Annotated in this window: 13 protein-coding genes; 4 read left to right on the forward strand and 9 right to left on the reverse strand. The window is 72.6% G+C overall.

Annotated elements, in window-relative coordinates:
• Positions 1–182: 182 nt before the first annotated feature.
• From Aau02nite_RS07720 to Aau02nite_RS07730, 3 genes are all read right to left on the reverse strand, one after another.
• A complete protein-coding gene (locus Aau02nite_RS07720; protein ID WP_246594973.1) occupies positions 183–869 on the reverse strand; it encodes a COG4315 family predicted lipoprotein in 687 nt (228 codons plus the stop codon).
• An 805-nt stretch (positions 870–1,674) separates the two neighbouring features.
• A complete protein-coding gene (locus Aau02nite_RS07725; protein WP_212987626.1) occupies positions 1,675–2,454 on the reverse strand; it encodes an anti-sigma factor family protein in 780 nt (259 codons plus the stop codon).
• Positions 2,451–3,128 carry a sigma-70 family RNA polymerase sigma factor gene (locus tag Aau02nite_RS07730; protein WP_212987627.1) on the reverse strand — a complete coding sequence of 226 codons (678 nt, stop codon included), beginning with the start codon at positions 3,126–3,128 and terminating at the stop codon, positions 2,451–2,453. The genes Aau02nite_RS07725 and Aau02nite_RS07730 overlap by 4 nt, the downstream gene beginning before the upstream one ends.
• 609 nt (positions 3,129–3,737) lie before the next feature.
• Between Aau02nite_RS07730 and Aau02nite_RS07735 the strand changes: the two genes are divergently transcribed.
• Positions 3,738–4,316, forward strand: a complete 579-nt coding sequence (locus tag Aau02nite_RS07735) for a dihydrofolate reductase family protein (protein ID WP_212987628.1) — start codon at positions 3,738–3,740, stop codon at positions 4,314–4,316.
• Here Aau02nite_RS07735 and Aau02nite_RS07740 read toward each other — a convergent pair.
• From Aau02nite_RS07740 to Aau02nite_RS07765, 6 genes are all read right to left on the reverse strand, one after another.
• Entirely contained in the window at positions 4,298–5,008 is a 711-nt protein-coding gene (locus Aau02nite_RS07740) for a helix-turn-helix domain-containing protein (protein ID WP_212987629.1), read from the reverse strand. The two genes, Aau02nite_RS07735 and Aau02nite_RS07740, sit on opposite strands and share 19 nt — an antisense overlap.
• A 27-nt stretch (positions 5,009–5,035) precedes the next feature.
• Complete coding sequence (locus Aau02nite_RS07745; RefSeq protein ID WP_212987630.1) at positions 5,036–6,004, reverse strand: hypothetical protein; 969 nt, start codon at positions 6,002–6,004, stop codon at positions 5,036–5,038.
• Positions 6,001–8,490, reverse strand: coding sequence for an AAA family ATPase (locus Aau02nite_RS07750; RefSeq protein WP_212987631.1), 2,490 nt, complete (start codon positions 8,488–8,490; stop codon positions 6,001–6,003). The genes Aau02nite_RS07745 and Aau02nite_RS07750 overlap by 4 nt, the downstream gene beginning before the upstream one ends.
• Positions 8,487–9,638 (reverse strand): exonuclease SbcCD subunit D, encoded by a 1,152-nt coding sequence (locus tag Aau02nite_RS07755; protein WP_212987632.1) that lies wholly within the window; start codon positions 9,636–9,638, stop codon positions 8,487–8,489. The genes Aau02nite_RS07750 and Aau02nite_RS07755 overlap by 4 nt, the downstream gene beginning before the upstream one ends.
• Positions 9,639–9,691: 53 nt before the next feature.
• The gene (locus tag Aau02nite_RS07760; protein WP_433721270.1) at positions 9,692–11,452 is read right to left on the reverse strand and encodes an ATP-binding protein; all 1,761 of its coding nucleotides are present in this window, start codon (positions 11,450–11,452) and stop codon (positions 9,692–9,694) included.
• Positions 11,453–11,547: 95 nt separating this feature from the next.
• Positions 11,548–12,318 (reverse strand): pyrimidine reductase family protein, encoded by a 771-nt coding sequence (locus Aau02nite_RS07765; protein ID WP_438841109.1) that lies wholly within the window; start codon positions 12,316–12,318, stop codon positions 11,548–11,550.
• Positions 12,319–12,481: 163 nt separating this feature from the next.
• Here Aau02nite_RS07765 and Aau02nite_RS07770 point away from each other — a divergent pair, with 163 nt between their 5' ends.
• From Aau02nite_RS07770 to Aau02nite_RS07780, 3 genes are all read left to right on the forward strand, one after another.
• Positions 12,482–13,498: a LacI family DNA-binding transcriptional regulator gene (locus tag Aau02nite_RS07770; RefSeq protein WP_212987635.1), complete on the forward strand. Its 1,017-nt coding sequence runs from the start codon at positions 12,482–12,484 to the stop codon at positions 13,496–13,498.
• A 147-nt stretch (positions 13,499–13,645) separates the two neighbouring features.
• Positions 13,646–14,410, forward strand: coding sequence for an ACT domain-containing protein (locus tag Aau02nite_RS07775; RefSeq protein ID WP_212987636.1), 765 nt, complete (start codon positions 13,646–13,648; stop codon positions 14,408–14,410).
• 90 nt (positions 14,411–14,500) lie between these two features.
• On the forward strand, positions 14,501–15,571 hold the full coding sequence (locus Aau02nite_RS07780) for a GNAT family N-acetyltransferase (RefSeq protein ID WP_212987637.1): 1,071 nt from the start codon (positions 14,501–14,503) through the stop codon (positions 15,569–15,571).
• Positions 15,572–15,589 lie beyond the last annotated feature (18 nt).

Here is a 15,589-nt window from a genome sequence, read left to right on the forward strand (position 1 = left end):
GGTAAACAATTCCGGTGGCCTGTGGCCGGTCGAGCGAAACGCTACGACGAGCGTTTCCGGTCGGGCCCGGGAATGCGATGTATTTAGGCCCGATTTAACGAAGACTTATAGACTTCCGAGCATTCGTGGCGGTGGCCGGCCGACGCCGTGGGCGTCGACCGGCCGCCACCCGTGCAGGTCGATCAGTAGCTGTAGTCGGAACCCGAGTCGGCGCTGCCGGCGTCACCGGCCGAGTCGCTGCCGCCCTCTTCCTCTTCGTCCGACGGCGGCGCGACAGCCTTGGACGGAGCCGGAAGACAGGTCAGGTTCTTCTTGCCGTCGGGAGTGATGACGAACCACTTCTTACCGACGTTCTGGCCCTTCCACTGACCGGGCTTCTTGTCACCGACGTAGGTGTAGACCGGCCACTTGTCGATGGTCAGCTGCAGCGTGCCGTCCTCGCGGACGACGGTGCCGACCTTGTCCGCGTCGACGCCCTTCAGCTTGGGCTTCTCACCCTTGTTGATGACCGAGGGCGGCCAGACCTTGGCGCAGTCGCCGTTGCACTCGGAGACGACCTTCGGCTTCACCTTGTCGTCGTCGAAGCGGTACAGCACGAAGCCGTCCTCGTTCTGGACCGTCTCGCCCATCCGCTTGACCTTCGCGGCGTTGAGCTCCGAGGTCGTCTCGTCCTCGCTGAGCTCGGGAGCCTCGGCCTCGTCACCCTCGGGTGCGTCACCCTCCGGCTCGGCACCGGGAGTCGGGGTGGCGGTCGCGTCGACAGCGTTCGCCGCCGGCTCCGCGCCGTAGTCACTGGCATTGTCCAGTCCCGCCGGGGCGCAACCGGTCAGCACGAACGCCGCCGCGATAGAGGCGCCGACGACCTTCAACTTCCGCTTCTCCGGTACCACTGGTGCCCTCCAACTGGGATCGTCGATCTCCGTGTTCGGGCTGTAGTACGCGCCGGCGCGGCCGGCGGTTGAAGAATCGGCCCAATCAATTTCTTCGAATTTCGATTGAACCGAACGCCGGCGCGGTACGTGATTAGGTGGCCCACCTGCGGTTTTGTCGCACAGCGTGCCGAGGCGATGAGCAATCAGTAATTGCATGGACGGGCCGGTGGGGTCCATAAGCGACGGACATTCATTTGCCGGCGACCGGGGTTCCGCGTCGGCCGGTGGCCCGGCCCGCCTGGTCGCTCGTGCGGAGCCCGGCCGGCTGCGCGGCCGAGCCCGGCCTGGCCGGTCGCAGCGCCGAACTCGGCCGGTCATTTCCCCGGACCCGGCCGGGCCGAGGGCGGAAATGGCCGCACGCCGGGTCGCCCCAGCGCGGCGGGTCACCCCCGCCGAGCCAGCGGAGACCGACAGACCGGGGGCGGTCGCCCCAACGTGGCCGCACTCCCGCCATACCCGGCCAGGGCCGACAACGGCCGCGGGCTGGTCACCGCACCGAACCCCGCCCATCGCCCCCACCGCACCCGGCCGGAGGCCGATAGGCGGAAACGGCCCGGGGCCGGTCGCCCCGGCGCAACCGGTCACCCGCCGGACCTGACCCGGATCGAGCGGCGAGACCCGCCACGGACCGGTCACCCCCGCCCATCGCCCTCGCCGGCCCGGCCAGGGACCGACGGGCGGGAACGGCGAAGCCCGGCCGCGCTGACGCGGCCGGGCTTCGCAGTGCTGAAGTCAGTGCAGGTCAGGGCACGCGGACCAGCGTCTCGGTGGCGCCCTTGTCATCCACCGACTGGATCTGCAGGAAGGCGATGTCCGCCCGCGGCAGCGCCGTCACGGCCTGCAGCAGCAGCGGTTCCGGCTGCGCCGCCGTGCCCCAGCCCTTGTCGCCGACCTTCCAGGACGACAGGACCTCGGCGGCGCCGTCCCGGCGGACCACCACGAGGCGGCAGGTCAGCGGGCCCTTGATGTTCGAGACCGCGAAGGACACCTGGGTGCCCCAGTCCTTGGCCTCCAGGCCCACGTCGGCGCTGACGCCGCTGCGCGGGTCGGTGCCGCCGAGCCGCTCGCCCACCAGGTCGGGGCCGCCGATCCCGGTGCCGCCCTCGGCCGCCGGCAACGGATCGAGCTGCTTGCTCGACCGCTGCTGCTGGTTCGGGTTCTGCGGGTCGTTGTTGTTGCCCAGCCACTGACCGCCGGCGAAGAGCGCGCCGATCGAGAGCATCGCGAAGACCACGACCGCCGCGGCCAGCGAGTACAGCCGCCGGCTGTTGGCCCGGCGACGCTCGCGCTTCACCTCGCCGATCATCGTCTTGAGCATCAGGCCGTCGCGGCGTGACTGTTCGGTCGCCACCAGGGCGTCCGCGTCCACGTCCGAGAGGATGTCCACGACCGGCAGCAGCGACTCGAGCTCGATGGCGCAGGCCGGGCAGTCGATCAGGTGGTCCTCGAAGCGGGAGGCGTCACGCTCGTCGAGCACGCCCAGCGCGTACGACGCGACGTCGAAGTGTTGTTCCTGGGTCATTCCGTCACCCCCCGCTGCTGCAAGGCCGTACGCAGGGCCCGCAGGGCGTAGTACACACGAGACTTGGCAGTGCCCAGCGGCAGGCCGAGAACCTCGGCCGCCTCCGGAACGGTCTTGCCGCGGAAGTACGTCTCGACCAGGATCTCACGGTGCGACTGGCTGAGCGTACGGAGCGCGTCGGTCACGGTCATGAGCTGCAGCACGCGGTCGGTGTCGTCGGCCGTGCTGGGGAAACTCTCCAGCTCACGGTCGTACGTCTCCGGTGGCCGGGCGCTGACGCTGCGGTGGTCGTCGATGGCAATGCGCCGGGCGACGGTGACCAGCCAGGGACGCAGCGACTGCTGGCCCTGGGCACCGAGCCGGTGCGCGTTGCGCCAGGCCCGCAGGAGCGTCTCCTGCACGATGTCCTCGGCCCGCTGCCGGTCGCCGCCGGTGAGCCGCAGCACGAACATCAGCAGGGGACCCGCATGCTCCTCGTAGAGCATGCGGACGAGGGTGTCCTCGTGGCTCGCCGTTTCCGACGCAGCCCCGTGCCGGGCCTGTCGTGGGATCACGGCATCATCATTGTCCGCACCACGGCCTCCGTCGAGAGCCTGCCACCTACCACCGGACCGCTGCTGCGTCATCGCGCACACCCTGTCCGGCGTGAGCCGCTCCATGACCAACGCATGCATCGAATCCTCCAGCCGGTGCTTTCCCCGTCGCCTGTCATACGGCCCGGGGCACCGGCCGGGATCAAAGCGAACGGGAAAATTTCCGGAAGCCCGACGGGCCGACCGGCAGCGAGGCGCAGTTGCAAGAGGTTCCTCCGGGTCCGAGCCGCGAGGGGGCGCGACTTTCATGCATAGACACCGATATGTACTCGGGGGCACGCGAATAATACTCAGCAAGCCGACGGGGACGACAGACGCGGAGTCCGCCATCGGGGCCCCGGAAGGTGAGGTCGGTCGCAGCAGGTGCGGCCGTCCTCACGGATTGTTGGCATTCAGCCGGGAGAGCGGCCCGGGGCGGCACCGGTCCTGACTCGCGCTGGGCCGCCTGGCCAGCGTAAACCGGCCGACCCGGTGCCGCCGGCCCGCGAACGGCCAGCGGTCCATCCGTCCCGGAAAACTCACAAAGATTCCGAATCGCCCACTGAAGCCCTCGCCGGCCCGCCCCGGCCCGGCGCCGCCGGCCCGCCCCTCCAGCCGTACCGCATCGCTGTCGTTTCTGTCCAAGACGGCCGCCTCGGCCGCGATCTAGCGTGGACTGCACGTACTGCCCGAGGGTGAGGAGACACCACGATGCGCGACCTGGTCTACACCGGTTTCATGTCGCTGGACGGCGTCGTGGACTCGCCCGGCGGCGGCCCGGGCGAGGAGCATCGCAGCGGCGGCTGGGTCTTCAAGGACCTCGAGTTCGTCCCGGAGGCCTGGTCGCTGAAGGGTGAGGAGCTCACCGACACGACGGCGCTGATGTTCGGCCGCCGCAGCTATCAGGCGTTCGCGCCGGTCTGGCCCGGCTCCGAGGACCACGCCGGTTACAAGGACCTGCCCAAGTACGTGGTGTCGAGCACGCTGACCGACGACGCCCTGGTCGACGGCTGGGGTCCGACGACGATCCTGCGCTCGACCGAGGACGTCACCGCGCTCAAGAAGGGCGAGGGCGGCGCGATCTTCATCCACGGGAGCGCGGAGCTGGCCCGGCGGCTGTCGGACGCGGGCCTGATCGACCGGTACCACCTGCTCGTCTTCCCCGTGCTGCTCGGCGCCGGGAAGAGCCTGTTCGGGCGGGCCGACCGGGACAAGCACATGCTCACGCTGCGGGAGTCGCAGAGTTACGCGAACGGGATCCTGAAGCTGGTCTACGACGTCGAGCGCTGATCCAGGGCGAGGGCGATCGCGCCGCCCTCGCCCTCGCGCAGTTGCCCGGCGGTACGGCCGACGTAGCAACGCAGTGCCCGGGCCAGGTGCGGCTCGTCGAAGTAGTCGAGCTTGGCGACGACGTCGGCGGCCGGGTCGCCGGCAGCCAGCAGCTCCGCCGCGGTACGGGCGCGCTCGATCTGCCGGACCGCGCCCCGGGTCAGCCCGGTCGCGGCCCGGAACCGGCGTTCGACCGAGCGCTGCGAGACGGCCGGGTGGTGACCCCGCAGCACGTCGGCGACCAGCGGGTCACGGACCAGGGTCCCGGCCCGGACCAGCCGTACGACCAGGGCCTCGGCGTCGTCGGGGCCGGGCGTCTCCCACCGCGTACCGTCCAGCCGGAACGTCCGGCGCGTGGTGTCGGGGAGCCCGATGCCGCCGTCGACCAGCGCCGGCGTGGGCACGGCCCGCAACGAGGTGCCCACCGCCAGCTCGATGCCCGTGAAGCTCGCGCCCTCCGGCACCGGCGCCGTGCCGGTCCGGGTCTCGGGACCGGTGATGCCCGCGTACGCCCGGCCGGCCTGCTGCCAGAACACCAGGCCACAGCGCACCCCGGCGACCGATGTCATCGCCGTGACCTGCTCGCTCGCGCAGGTCCACACGGCGTCGACCCACGGCGAGTCGGACCGGCGCGTCTCGAACCGGAGTCCCACGGGCGACAAGATACGCCGGTGGCGCGGTCAGCGGCTTCTGGCGGTGGCCAGGGTGAGGGCGCGGTGCAGCACCCGGGCGTCGCCCAGCATCCCGCGCAGGCGCCGCTCCAGGCCCGCGATCGGCACGAGATTCTGCGGTGCGCGGGGATCCTTGTACGACGACGAGGCGAACCGCGGCAGGGTCGCAGAGGACAGGTCGGCCAGCTCGATCGCCTCGGCCGGGGTCAGGTCCGGCGAGCATTCGATCCGGACGATGCCCGACCACGGCGCGCCCGAGGCCCCCGGCAGCCGGAGATACCAGGACCAGCCGCCCCAGACCGTGCCCATCTGGAAGACCGGCGTGCGCTGGGTGGGCCGCAACGAGGTCACCACGGTCGTCAGCGCCGCGGGCAGATACTGCTTCTGCTGCGTCTTCACGTAGCCGATCGTGCGGGGCAGCTGCCGGCGGTTACGCAACGGGCCGTCCACCACCAGCAGGTCGGCGCCGTCCGTGCCGCCGTCGCGGGCCGCGCCCGAGATGTCGATCTCCAGCGCGGTCAGGGGCGCCTGGACGGCGGCCGGGAGCTTGCTCGCCTCGCCGGTGCCGCTGACCCGGTGCACCTCGTAGCGCACCGAGCCGGCCTGGAGGTCCTCCGCGCTCGGCGAGGCCGTGAACAAGCCCCGGGCCACCCGGGCCCCGGCCAGCTCAGCGACACCGTTACGCAGGTCGCAGCGCACCACGCCGGCCGCGTACGAGGCGGCCAGCCCGGCGTACGACATGCCGTCCTCCTCGGCCGTCCAGAGACCCGCGTCGTTGCGCCGGACGCCGTCGACCAGGAACACCACGTCGGGGCAGCGGACCCGGGACGAGACGTCGATCGGTGCCCACCGGTCGGCGGGCACCTCGACGTCCGTGTCGACCTGGGCGCTGCTGGGCGACGCCGGCCCGTCCGACGAGTCGCCCTCGAACGACGCCCCGTACGACGGATCCCAGGCGTCGACGAACATCCGCGTCACAGACCAACCCTCTCCACATGTGCCGTACGGGCGTCCTTGTGCACCTCGAAGCGGACCGGTACGCGTTCCGCCAGGGCGTTGACGTGGGTGACCACCCCGACCATCCGGTCGCCGCGGGCGGCCAGGTTCTCCAGCGTCGCCGCCACCACGTCCAGCGTCGCCGCGTCGAGGGTGCCGAAGCCCTCGTCCAGCACGATCGACTCCAGGCTGGCCGCTGTCGTCGACATGCCGGCCAGCTGCTCGGAGAGGGCCAGGGCCAGCGCGAGCGACGCCTGGAAGGTCTCCCCGCCGGACAGCGTGCGCACTCCGCGCCGCAGGCCCGCGTCGTGGTGGTCGATGACGAAGAACTCACCCTTGTCGTGCATCAGGTCGTACTGTCCCCCGGTCAGCTCGCGCAGAATCCGCGACGCGCCGTCGACGAGCAGATCCAACGCCTCCTCGAGCAGCCAGCGCTCGAAGTTGTTGGCCCGCAGGTGCCCGGCCAGCGCCTTGGCCACCCGGCCGTCGCGCAGCAGCGTGGCGCGCTGCTCGGCCAGCTCCCGGGCCTGCTCCCGGCGGTCGGCCAGCCGCTGCCATGCCGCCTCGGCCCGTTCGGCGGCCACCGCGGCGGCCCGGATCAGGTCGGCGTCGGCGCCGCCGGAGGGGGCATTGAGCCCCGCGTCGGTGAACAGGGCCAGCACGGCCGCGCGGGCCTGCTGGGTGTCCGCGTGAGCGGCCTCGACCGCCGACGCGGCCTCGGCCCGGGCTTTCTCCCGCTGCCGGGCGGACGTCCGCGCCCACTCGACCAGCGCGGACCAGGCCGCGGCGAGGTCGTCACGGTCGGCGGGCGGGGGCGAGAACCGGGCCACCGCGTCGCGGACCGTGTCGAACGAACGCCAGGCCGTGCGCTGCTGCTCGTCGGCCGCCGCGACCGCCGCGTGGGCCCGCCGCTGGGTGTCGCGGGCCTCGCGGACCGCCGCACCGGCGTGGTCGAGCTTCTTCTGCAGCTTGGTGAGCTCGTCCAGCTGCCGGCGCAGGGCCTCGACGCCGGGCGAGTCGGCCAGCGCGGCGCGCACCTCGGTGAGCCGGGACCGGTGCTGCTCCAGCTGGGCCCGCTTGCGGTCGAGCCCGCGCTCGAGCTCCCGCGCCACGGCGTCGCGCTGCTTGAACGCCGTCGACGCCACGTCCGCAGCCGCCCGGGCCGCCTTGCCCGTGCGCTCGGCCGCCTGGACCGCCGAGCCCTCGGGCATCGGCGGGACCTCGGTCACCGGCTGGGCACACACCGGGCAGTCGTGGCCCGTCGTCAGGTGCGCCCGCAGAGCGGCCGCCCGGTCCAGGGTCTGGGCCTCGGCGTATTCCGCGCGTGCCTGCTCCAGCAACTGTTCGGCGCCGGTGTGCGCGGCCCGTGCGAGGTCGGCCGCCGCCACGGCGTCCTTGTATTCCACCTCTGCGACGGAGACCTCGCCCGCGAACCACTCGGCCTGGCCGGTCAGCCGGTCCAGCTCGAGGTGGCGGTCCAGCAGCAGCCCGAGCGAACCCGCGTCACCGGCGGCAGCCAGTTCCCCGCGTACCTTCTCCTCGCGCTCCTCGGCCGCGCGCACGCCCGCCGCCGCCTCCTCGGCGCCGGCCCGCGCCGCGGCCGCGGCCTCGGCGACCTTGGCGCTGCCGGCCGGCATCTTCACCCGGGCGAGCACGGCCAGCTCGCCGGCGATCGCGTCGCGGGCCGCGGCCAGCTCGGCCTCGCGGGCCCGGACCACGCTGAGCTGCGGCACCGCCTGCTCGACGGCCCGGGTCAGCTCCCGCATCGCGGTCAGCCGGGTCTCGGCGGCCTCGACGGCCTCGTCGTCGGCGTCGGTCAGCCCGGCCAGCAGCTGGTCGAGGGTGACCAGCTGGGCCTCGGCCTTGGTCGCGCGGGTCGAGGCCTTGGCCTGGACCTCCTCGTAGACGTGCAGGCCGAGCAGGTTGACCAGGATCTGCTGGCGGGTGGCCGGCTTGGCGTGCAGGAAGTCGGCGAACTGGCCCTGCGGCAGGATCACGCAGCTGGTGAACTGCTCGTACGGCAGCCCGACGGCCTCGACGATCGCGCTGTCCATCTCGGCCGGGGTGCCGGCGAGCACGTCACCGAGGTCCTCCAGGCTCATCCCGGTGTCGAGCCGGGTGACGTCGAAGCCCGGCGGCATGAGCTGCAGGCCGGCACCGGCCGTCTTGACGTTGCCCCGGCCGTCGCGGCGCACCACCCGGGTCGCCACGTAGCGGGAACCGGCGGACTCGAAGACGAGCCGCACCCGGGCCTCGGTGGCCGAGGGCGCCAGCGCGTTACCGATGCCGCGGCTGCCTCCCCAGCGGGGCACAGTGCCGTAGAGGGCGAAGCAGATGCCGTCGAGCACCGTGGACTTGCCCGAACCGGTCGGTCCGACCAGCGCGAAATAGTCCGCGTCGGTGAAGTCGACGGTGGTCTCGTCGCGGAAGACCGTGAAACCGGCCATGTCGAGCCGTAGCGGCCTCATGAGTGGGTGCTCACCTCGTCGTAGAGCTCGTCGAAGAGTTCCCGGACGCCTTCCTCGGCGGTGCCGCGACTGTCCAGATAGTCACCGAAGAGCTGGCGCGGGCTGCGCCCGGCACGCTGCGCCATCCGCTCCCCGGCCCGGTCGGGCACCATGTCCGGATCGATGCGCACCTCGAGCGCGTTGGGCAGCAGCTCCTGGACGTCCTCGCGCAGCCCCACCCGTGGCGTCTCACGGACGAATACACGCAACCAGGCATCCGGAAGGTTCACCGTGGCGAGCTGATCGAGTGAGCCGCGCACGGTGCGCAGCGTCCGGGCCGAGGTCACCGGCACGTCGCGGACCTTCGCCGCCTTCTCGGCCGACACGTCCACGATCGCGACGGAGCTGATGTTCTCCTCCTCGCCGAAGTCGACGGCCAGCGGGCTACCGCTGTAGCGCACCGGGCAGGGGCCGATGACCGCCTGGGAACGGTGCAGGTGGCCCAGGGCGACGTAGTGCGTGCCGGGCGGGAAGACGGTGGCCGGGACCGCGTACCCCATGACGGTGTGGGCCTCGCGCTCGCCGCCACCGGCGCTGGCGCCCACCACGGTCAGGTGGGCGGTGAGCAGGTTGACCACGCCGGGCTCACCGAAGTCCTCGGCGAGCCGGGCGATCAGCCGGGCGATGTGGTCGGCGTACGTCTGGCTCGCCTCGGCCGCGGTCAGCTCGTACATCTCCACGGCGCGGATGGCGTAGCGCTGGGAGAGGAAGGGCAGCGCGGCCAGCCGCCAGCGCTCACCGCCGGCGGTCGTACCGGTCAGGATCAGGTCGTCGGGCCTGTCCCGCACGGATCCGCGCAGCGTGATCCCGGCCGCCTCGGCCCACGGGCGCAGCGCGTCCAGCGCCTGGCCGTTGTCGTGGTTGCCGCCGATCGCGATCACCGTGGCGCCGGTCTGCCGCAGCGCCGACAGCGCCCGGGTCACCACCCGGACGGCGTCCGGCGACGGCGCGGCCGTGTCGTAGAGGTCACCGGCGATGATCACGAGGTCCGGCTGCTCGGCCCGGGCGATCTCCACGACCTGGCCGAGCACGCGGATGTGTTCCTCGTGCCGGGTCCGGCCCTTCAGGACCTTCCCGACGTGCCAGTCGGACGTGTGCAGGATGCGCATCGCTCCATCTTTCGCCGTTTGGTGTTGACGTGCGCCGGAGACGCCCTGGAAGGCTAGAACGGGATGTCGTCGTCGGACGAACCGCCGCGGCCACCGACCACCGCGAACGGGTCGACGCCCTGCACGATCGAGCGCATCGTGGCTGCCGGGGGCGGTCCCGACTCGGACTTGCGGGTGGCCCAGGCCGGGAAGGGGAACTCGACACAGAGTGGGACGGGGATGTCCGGCTGGTTGACGAACATCGTGCCGGGCCGGGCCAGCAGGGCCCGCTGACGCATCGCCGGGGGCAGGAAGCCGTACTCCGGGCGGGACGCCTCGGCCGGGTCGAGGCGGCCGACCACCCGGATCGCGGAGTTGGTCACGATCCGGCGCTCCACCTCGCTGGCGGTCTGCTGCGCGCCGATCAGGATCACGCCCAGCGAGCGGCCGCGCTCGGCGATGTCGAGCAGCACCTCCTTGATCGGGGACGAGCCCTCGCGGGGGGCGTACTTGTTGAGCTCGTCGAGCACGACGAAGAGCAGGGGGCGGCCGGTGCCCGACTTCTCCTTGTCGTCGAACTCCGTCTTGAGGGTCACGCCGACCACGAAGCGCTGCGCGCGGTCGGGGAGGTTGTGCAGGTCGACGACGGTGACCTGGGCGCTCTCGGCGGTCTTGATCTGGTGCGGGCGGCGGGCGGCGAGGTCACCGCGGATGAGCCGGGCCAGGTCGCGCTTGCTGCCGATCAGCCGGCGGGCGAACGCGTTGACGGTGCCCATGTTGACCGCGCTGCCGGCCCAGGTGGAACGGGTCTCGTCGTCGGTGAGCTGGTCGACGACGTGGTCGACGAGGTCGCCGTACGACGACAGCCGCCGCCCGTCGATGCTGATGCCCCCCTCGGCGGGCACCGCGTGCCGGGCCAGGTGTGCGGTGACCGAGTGGACGACCATCGTGTACTGCTGGCGCTCGTCGTCGGCGTCGGCGAAGACGTACGGCAACAGCCGCTTCTCGCAGAACTCCTCGAGCGTCCAGTAGAAGCTGTCGACCCCGGTGAGCCGGCTCTGCACGTCGGGCGCCCCGGAGGAGTCACCGGCCCGTGGCGGCGCGTAGACCCGCACGTCCGGGAACGGCGTCGCGGGCAGGCCGAGCCGGGCGTACGCCGCCTCGGTGGCCTCGTCGAGCTTGGTGTTGGGGTGGTCGAGGAAGAGCAGGTCCTCACCCTTGACGTTGAAGATCAGGGCGCGGGCGTTGACCGCGTCGCCGCCGAGCTGCCCGGAGCGGAACACCGAGTAGAGCAGGAAGGTGGCGAAGCTGGTCTTGGTGGCCACGCCCGAGATGCCGGAGATGGACACGTGCGCGCCGCGGGTGCCGTCGAGGAAGTCGGCGTTGAGGAAGACCGGCACGCCGTCGCGGCCGGTGCCCATCGGGACCCGCCGCTCCATCCGGTCGAAGTGCAGGGCCGCGTCGCGCGCGGCGCCGGAGGCGCGGTGCACGACGGCGCCGGGTGCGGGTGGCACGTAGAGCTCGGGGTCGACCCGGGTGGTGGTGATCTCGGCCGCCTCCTGCACCAGAGCCGGCAGGGTGCCCTCGGCGATGGCGAAGACGTCGGAGTCGAACTGCGCGCCCTCGTGCCGGGCGCGGACCTGGGTGACCACGCCGGCGATCGTCACCGGCTCGCGGCCGGGCAGCTCCCGCTTGGTCACCACGACGTCGTCGAGCTGCAGATAGCTGCCCGGCGTGACCGCCGTCCAGAACTGCAACGGGGTGGCGTCGGCGGTGCCGAGGACACGCCCGACCGGTTCGCTTACTTCGACCACTTCGTCAGACACGCCGATCATGTTGCACCAGACGTATGACATCCGACGGACGGCACGTCGGTTGGCACGCGTTGTCCACAAGTTCTAGGGGTCATCCACAGGGTTGTCCACAAGTTCTAGCGGCTGCGGGCGTACCGGAGGAAAAGCATGTCGCCGTCGGCCAGGATGCCGGCCAGCGACATCTCCCGCGGCGGGCCGTCCGGCCCGGCCGCGATCCGGCCGGCCGCCCCGCCGACCAGCCGGGGAGAGACCGTCAGGCACAGCTCGTCGATGAGATCGGCGGCGATCATCGCGCCGAGCAGACGCGGACCGCCCTCGCAGAGCAGCTGGGTCGCGCCGCGTGCGTGCAGCTCACCGACCGCCGCGGCCAGGTCGACCGACTCCTCACCGAAGGTGACGATCTCGGCCACCTCGGCCAGGGCCGCCCGGCGGTCGGCCGGCGCCCCGGCGTGGGTGACGATCAGCGGCCGGACCGGCGCGTCCGAGAAGACGAGCTGCCCAGGATCCAGATCGAGGGAGCCGGAGACGACCACCATGAGCGGGAACGCGGGCAGGCCGTGGTCCCGGCGCCACTGCCGGGCCGGCTCGGTGAGTCGTAACGCGTCGTAGTTCTCGGTGCGGACCGTGCCCGCCGCGACCACCAGCGCGTCGCAGACCGTCCGCAGTGTGTCGAAGATCATTTTGTCGCCCGGGCCACCCAGGCCGGCTGACTTGCCGTCCACCGTGACGGCACCGTCGATGCTGGCCACGAAATTGACCCGCAGGGTGGGCTCCGGCCGGCGCGGATAGCAGGCGGCCAGATCGGCGTCGCGGACGTCGATCACGGTGCCGCCGGGCCGGTGACCGGCGGGGTCGGCTCGACGGGACGGTGCTGGCAGTCGCACCACGACCCGCCCCGGCAGTCCTCGTGACGGCGCTCCCGGCAGGCATGACAGATCATCCCTGAACCCTAGGCGGCCGGAGCCCGTACGGCAGCCGATGAACCGGTCAAGGTCAAACCCGACCGCGTACGGGCGAGACATCGGCGGTCCTGAGGGCGATAATGCCCGGATGACCAGGCAACCCGTCCGTGCACCGGGGCGACCGACGCTCGACGCCGTCGCGGCGCGCGCCGGCGTCGGCCGCGGCACCGCATCGCGCGTCCTGAACGGGTCGACGCAGGTCAGCGCGCAGGCCAAGGCCGCCGTCGAGGCCGCGATCCAGGAGCTGGGCTACGTCCCCAACCGGGCGGCCCGCTCCCTGGTGACCCAGCGGACGGACTCGGTCGCGCTGGTCGTGTCGGAGTCCCAGGAGCGGGTGTTCGGCGAACCGTTCTTCGCCGGCGTGCTGCGTGGCATCAACGCCGCCCTGCTGGAGACGCCGCTGCAGCTGTGGCTGGCCATGGCCGCCTCCCCGGAGCAGCGCGAGCGGGTCGAGCACCACCTGACCGGCCAGCACGTCGACGGCGTCCTGCTGCTCTCCCTGCACGACGACGACCCGCTGCCGGCCGTGCTGCGCGAGCGCGGCATGCCGTTCGTCTTCGGCGGCCGGTCCGCCCGGGCCGCGGAGAGCGACTTCTCGGTCGACGTCGACAACTCCGCCGGCGCCCGCAAGGCGGTCGAATACCTGCTCGGCAACGGCGCCCGGCGGGTGGCCACCATCGCCGGACCGCAGGACATGGAGGTCGGCCGGGCCCGGCTGGCCGGCTATCGCGCGGCGGTGGGCGGGCCGGAGCTGGTCGCGTACGGCGACTTCAGCGAGGCCGGCGGGGTCAAGGCGATGCGGGCCCTGCTCAACCGCGAGCCCGACCTCGACGCCGTCTTCGTCGCCTCCGACCTGATGGCCAGCGGGGCGTTGCGGGCCCTGCGCGACGCGGGCCTGCGCGTGCCGCAGGACGTGGCGGTCATCGGCTTCGAGGACGCGCCGGTGGCCCGCCAGTGCGAGCCCCCGCTGACCACGGTGCACCAGCCCGTCGAGGAGATGGGCCGGCGCATGGCCGAGCTGCTGGTGTGCCGGATCCGCCGGGAGCCGGTCGAGAATTCCCACGTTCTGCTCGACACCCATCTGGTCCGTCGCGCCTCCGCCTGAGCGGTCCTACTCTCGAGTGTGATTCCGGGCATATCTCTGTGCCTTGACCACCGGGACACGGCGCCGCAACCGGGGCGAAACGCCGCTTCGGCAATCTGTGACCTCGGGACGGCACCGCCGTGCCGTTCGCCAGACGGGAGGAGTTGCATGTTGCTGCGGGTACGGGTCACCCTGCCGGACCGCCCTGGAGCCCTCGGTCAGGTCGCGCGCACGCTGGGCGTCGCCGGGGCCGACATCGTCCAGGTCGTCGTGCTGGAGCGGCTCGGCGGGCGGGCCGTGGACGACTTCACCGTCGTCTGGCCGGGCGCCTCCCGCGTCGAACGGCTCCTCGCCGGCCTCGCCGCCATCCCGGGCGTGCAGGTGGACGGCGTCTGGCGGGCGATCGGCGCACCGGTCTCCGGCGGTCACGACGCCGAGCTGCTGGCCCAGGTCGCGGCCAACCCGGTGGACGGGCTGGCCACGCTGGTCGACGCCGTTCCCGGGCTGCTGGCCGCCGACTGGGCCGCGGCCGCGATCGTGCCGGCCGACTGGGCCGCGCGCACCGCCGCACCACCGCGCCCGGTCCCGGCCGACGAGCCGTCCCTGCGCCTGCCGACCGGCAATGAGCCCACGGTGACGTACGCGAGCTGGCGCGCCCCGTCCCCGCTGCGCCTGCCCGAGGTGACCCCGCTGCGCGCCCGCCCGATGACCGGCTCCGACGGCACCCGGTACGCGGTGGCCCCGTTCGGCCGCGCCGGTCTGGTCCTGGTCATCGCCCGCAGCGACGACGACGAGCTGCCCGCCGCCGCCTTCCACATCACCGAGGTGGACCGGATCGCCCAGCTGGTCCGCGCGGCCGCCGTGATCCTCGGCGACCGCCTCGACCGCACCGGTGTGCCGCCGGTCGCCACCGCTGTGATCGACCCCTCATAGTCGTCCCAGCTCAAGCAATGCGCAGGTAACACCGGCGAGAGACGCTTAAGTTCGGTTGAGCGGATCGATCCGGGAGAGGGAGTGCCGAGCATGGCGCTGTGGCGCATCAGGGCAACCGTCGAGGACAAACCGGGCTACCTCTCCGTGCTCACCGCGAGCCTCGCGCTGCGCTCGGTCAACATCCTCGCCGTCCAGGTGCACACCACCGAGGGCGGCGCGGTCGACGACTTCCTGGTCGACGCGCCGGACACCATGTCGGAGCAGGAGCTGCAGGCCGCGATCGCCCGCGGCCGCGGCCGGGACGCCTTCGTCACGCGGGCCGAGGCCCAGGGCCTGGCCGACCAGCCGACCCGGGCCCTCGCGCTGGCCGGCCGGCTGGTGCACGATCCCGATTCGCTGGGCGAGGCGCTGGTCACCCTGCTCGATGCGGCCGAGGTGCGCTGGCGGCCCGAGGGCACGGTGGTGCTGCACGGCTTCGACGAGGAGCGGATGACGCTCATCGACCCGGCCGGCGGCAGCTACGAGGTGCTGCGACCGGCACCGGCCTTCACCCCGGCCGAGTACGCCCGCGCGCAGGCGCTGGTCGAGGTGAGCGGAGCCCTGGTGCGCCGCACCACCGACCAGACCACCCTGCTGCTGCCGGACGGCGCCGAGCTGCTGATCCGCCCCGCGACCGGCGACGACGTCGAGGGCGTCCGCCGGCTGCACGCCCACAGCTCCATGCTGTCGCGCCGGCGCCGCTACCTCGGTGGCGCGCAGATGCCGTCGGAGGCCCGCCTGCGCCGCATGCTGGAGCCGGTGAACGGCCTGACGCTGCTCGCCCTGCACGTCGATCCGGCGAGCGGCGAGGAACGGGTCGTCGCGATGGCCAACCTGCTCACCGAGGGCGACCTCGGTGAGGTGGCCGTACTGGTGCAGGACGCCTGGCAGCGCCGGGGCATCGGCACGGTGCTGCTGCGCCGGCTGACCGCCTGGGCGGCCCGGATGAACTTCTCGGCCCTGGTGGCGCACACCGGTGCCGACAACGTCGCGATGCTGCGCACGCTGCGCCGGTTCGGCGTCGCGGAGGGCGGCGACCGCGACGGGGCTCTGCTGACCCTGACCCTGCCGGTGGCGGGCCACCGGTCGGCGAGCGACGAGACTCCTGCCACCTCCGGGTGACGGGTGAGAGCGGCGACG

Source organism: Actinoplanes auranticolor, from assembly GCF_018332655.1.
Classification (GTDB): Bacteria; Actinomycetota; Actinomycetes; order Mycobacteriales; family Micromonosporaceae; genus Actinoplanes; species Actinoplanes auranticolor.

Bases quoted from the DNA above. Each gene is read 5' to 3' on its own strand.
- Aau02nite_RS07750 (WP_212987631.1), bottom strand. From the start codon at position 8,490: ATGAGGCCGCTACGGCTCGACATGGCCGGTTTCACGGTCTTCCGCGAC.
- Aau02nite_RS07780 (WP_212987637.1), top strand. From the start codon at position 14,501: ATGGCGCTGTGGCGCATCAGGGCAACCGTCGAGGACAAACCGGGCTAC.
- Aau02nite_RS07760 (WP_433721270.1), bottom strand. From the start codon at position 11,452: ATGATCGGCGTGTCTGACGAAGTGGTCGAAGTAAGCGAACCGGTCGGG.
- Aau02nite_RS07755 (WP_212987632.1), bottom strand. From the start codon at position 9,638: ATGCGCATCCTGCACACGTCCGACTGGCACGTCGGGAAGGTCCTGAAG.
- Aau02nite_RS07735 (WP_212987628.1), top strand. From the start codon at position 3,738: ATGCGCGACCTGGTCTACACCGGTTTCATGTCGCTGGACGGCGTCGTG.
- Aau02nite_RS07725 (WP_212987626.1), bottom strand. From the start codon at position 2,454: ATGACCCAGGAACAACACTTCGACGTCGCGTCGTACGCGCTGGGCGTG.
- Aau02nite_RS07770 (WP_212987635.1), top strand. From the start codon at position 12,482: ATGACCAGGCAACCCGTCCGTGCACCGGGGCGACCGACGCTCGACGCC.
- Aau02nite_RS07775 (WP_212987636.1), top strand. From the start codon at position 13,646: ATGTTGCTGCGGGTACGGGTCACCCTGCCGGACCGCCCTGGAGCCCTC.
- Aau02nite_RS07730 (WP_212987627.1), bottom strand. From the start codon at position 3,128: ATGCATGCGTTGGTCATGGAGCGGCTCACGCCGGACAGGGTGTGCGCG.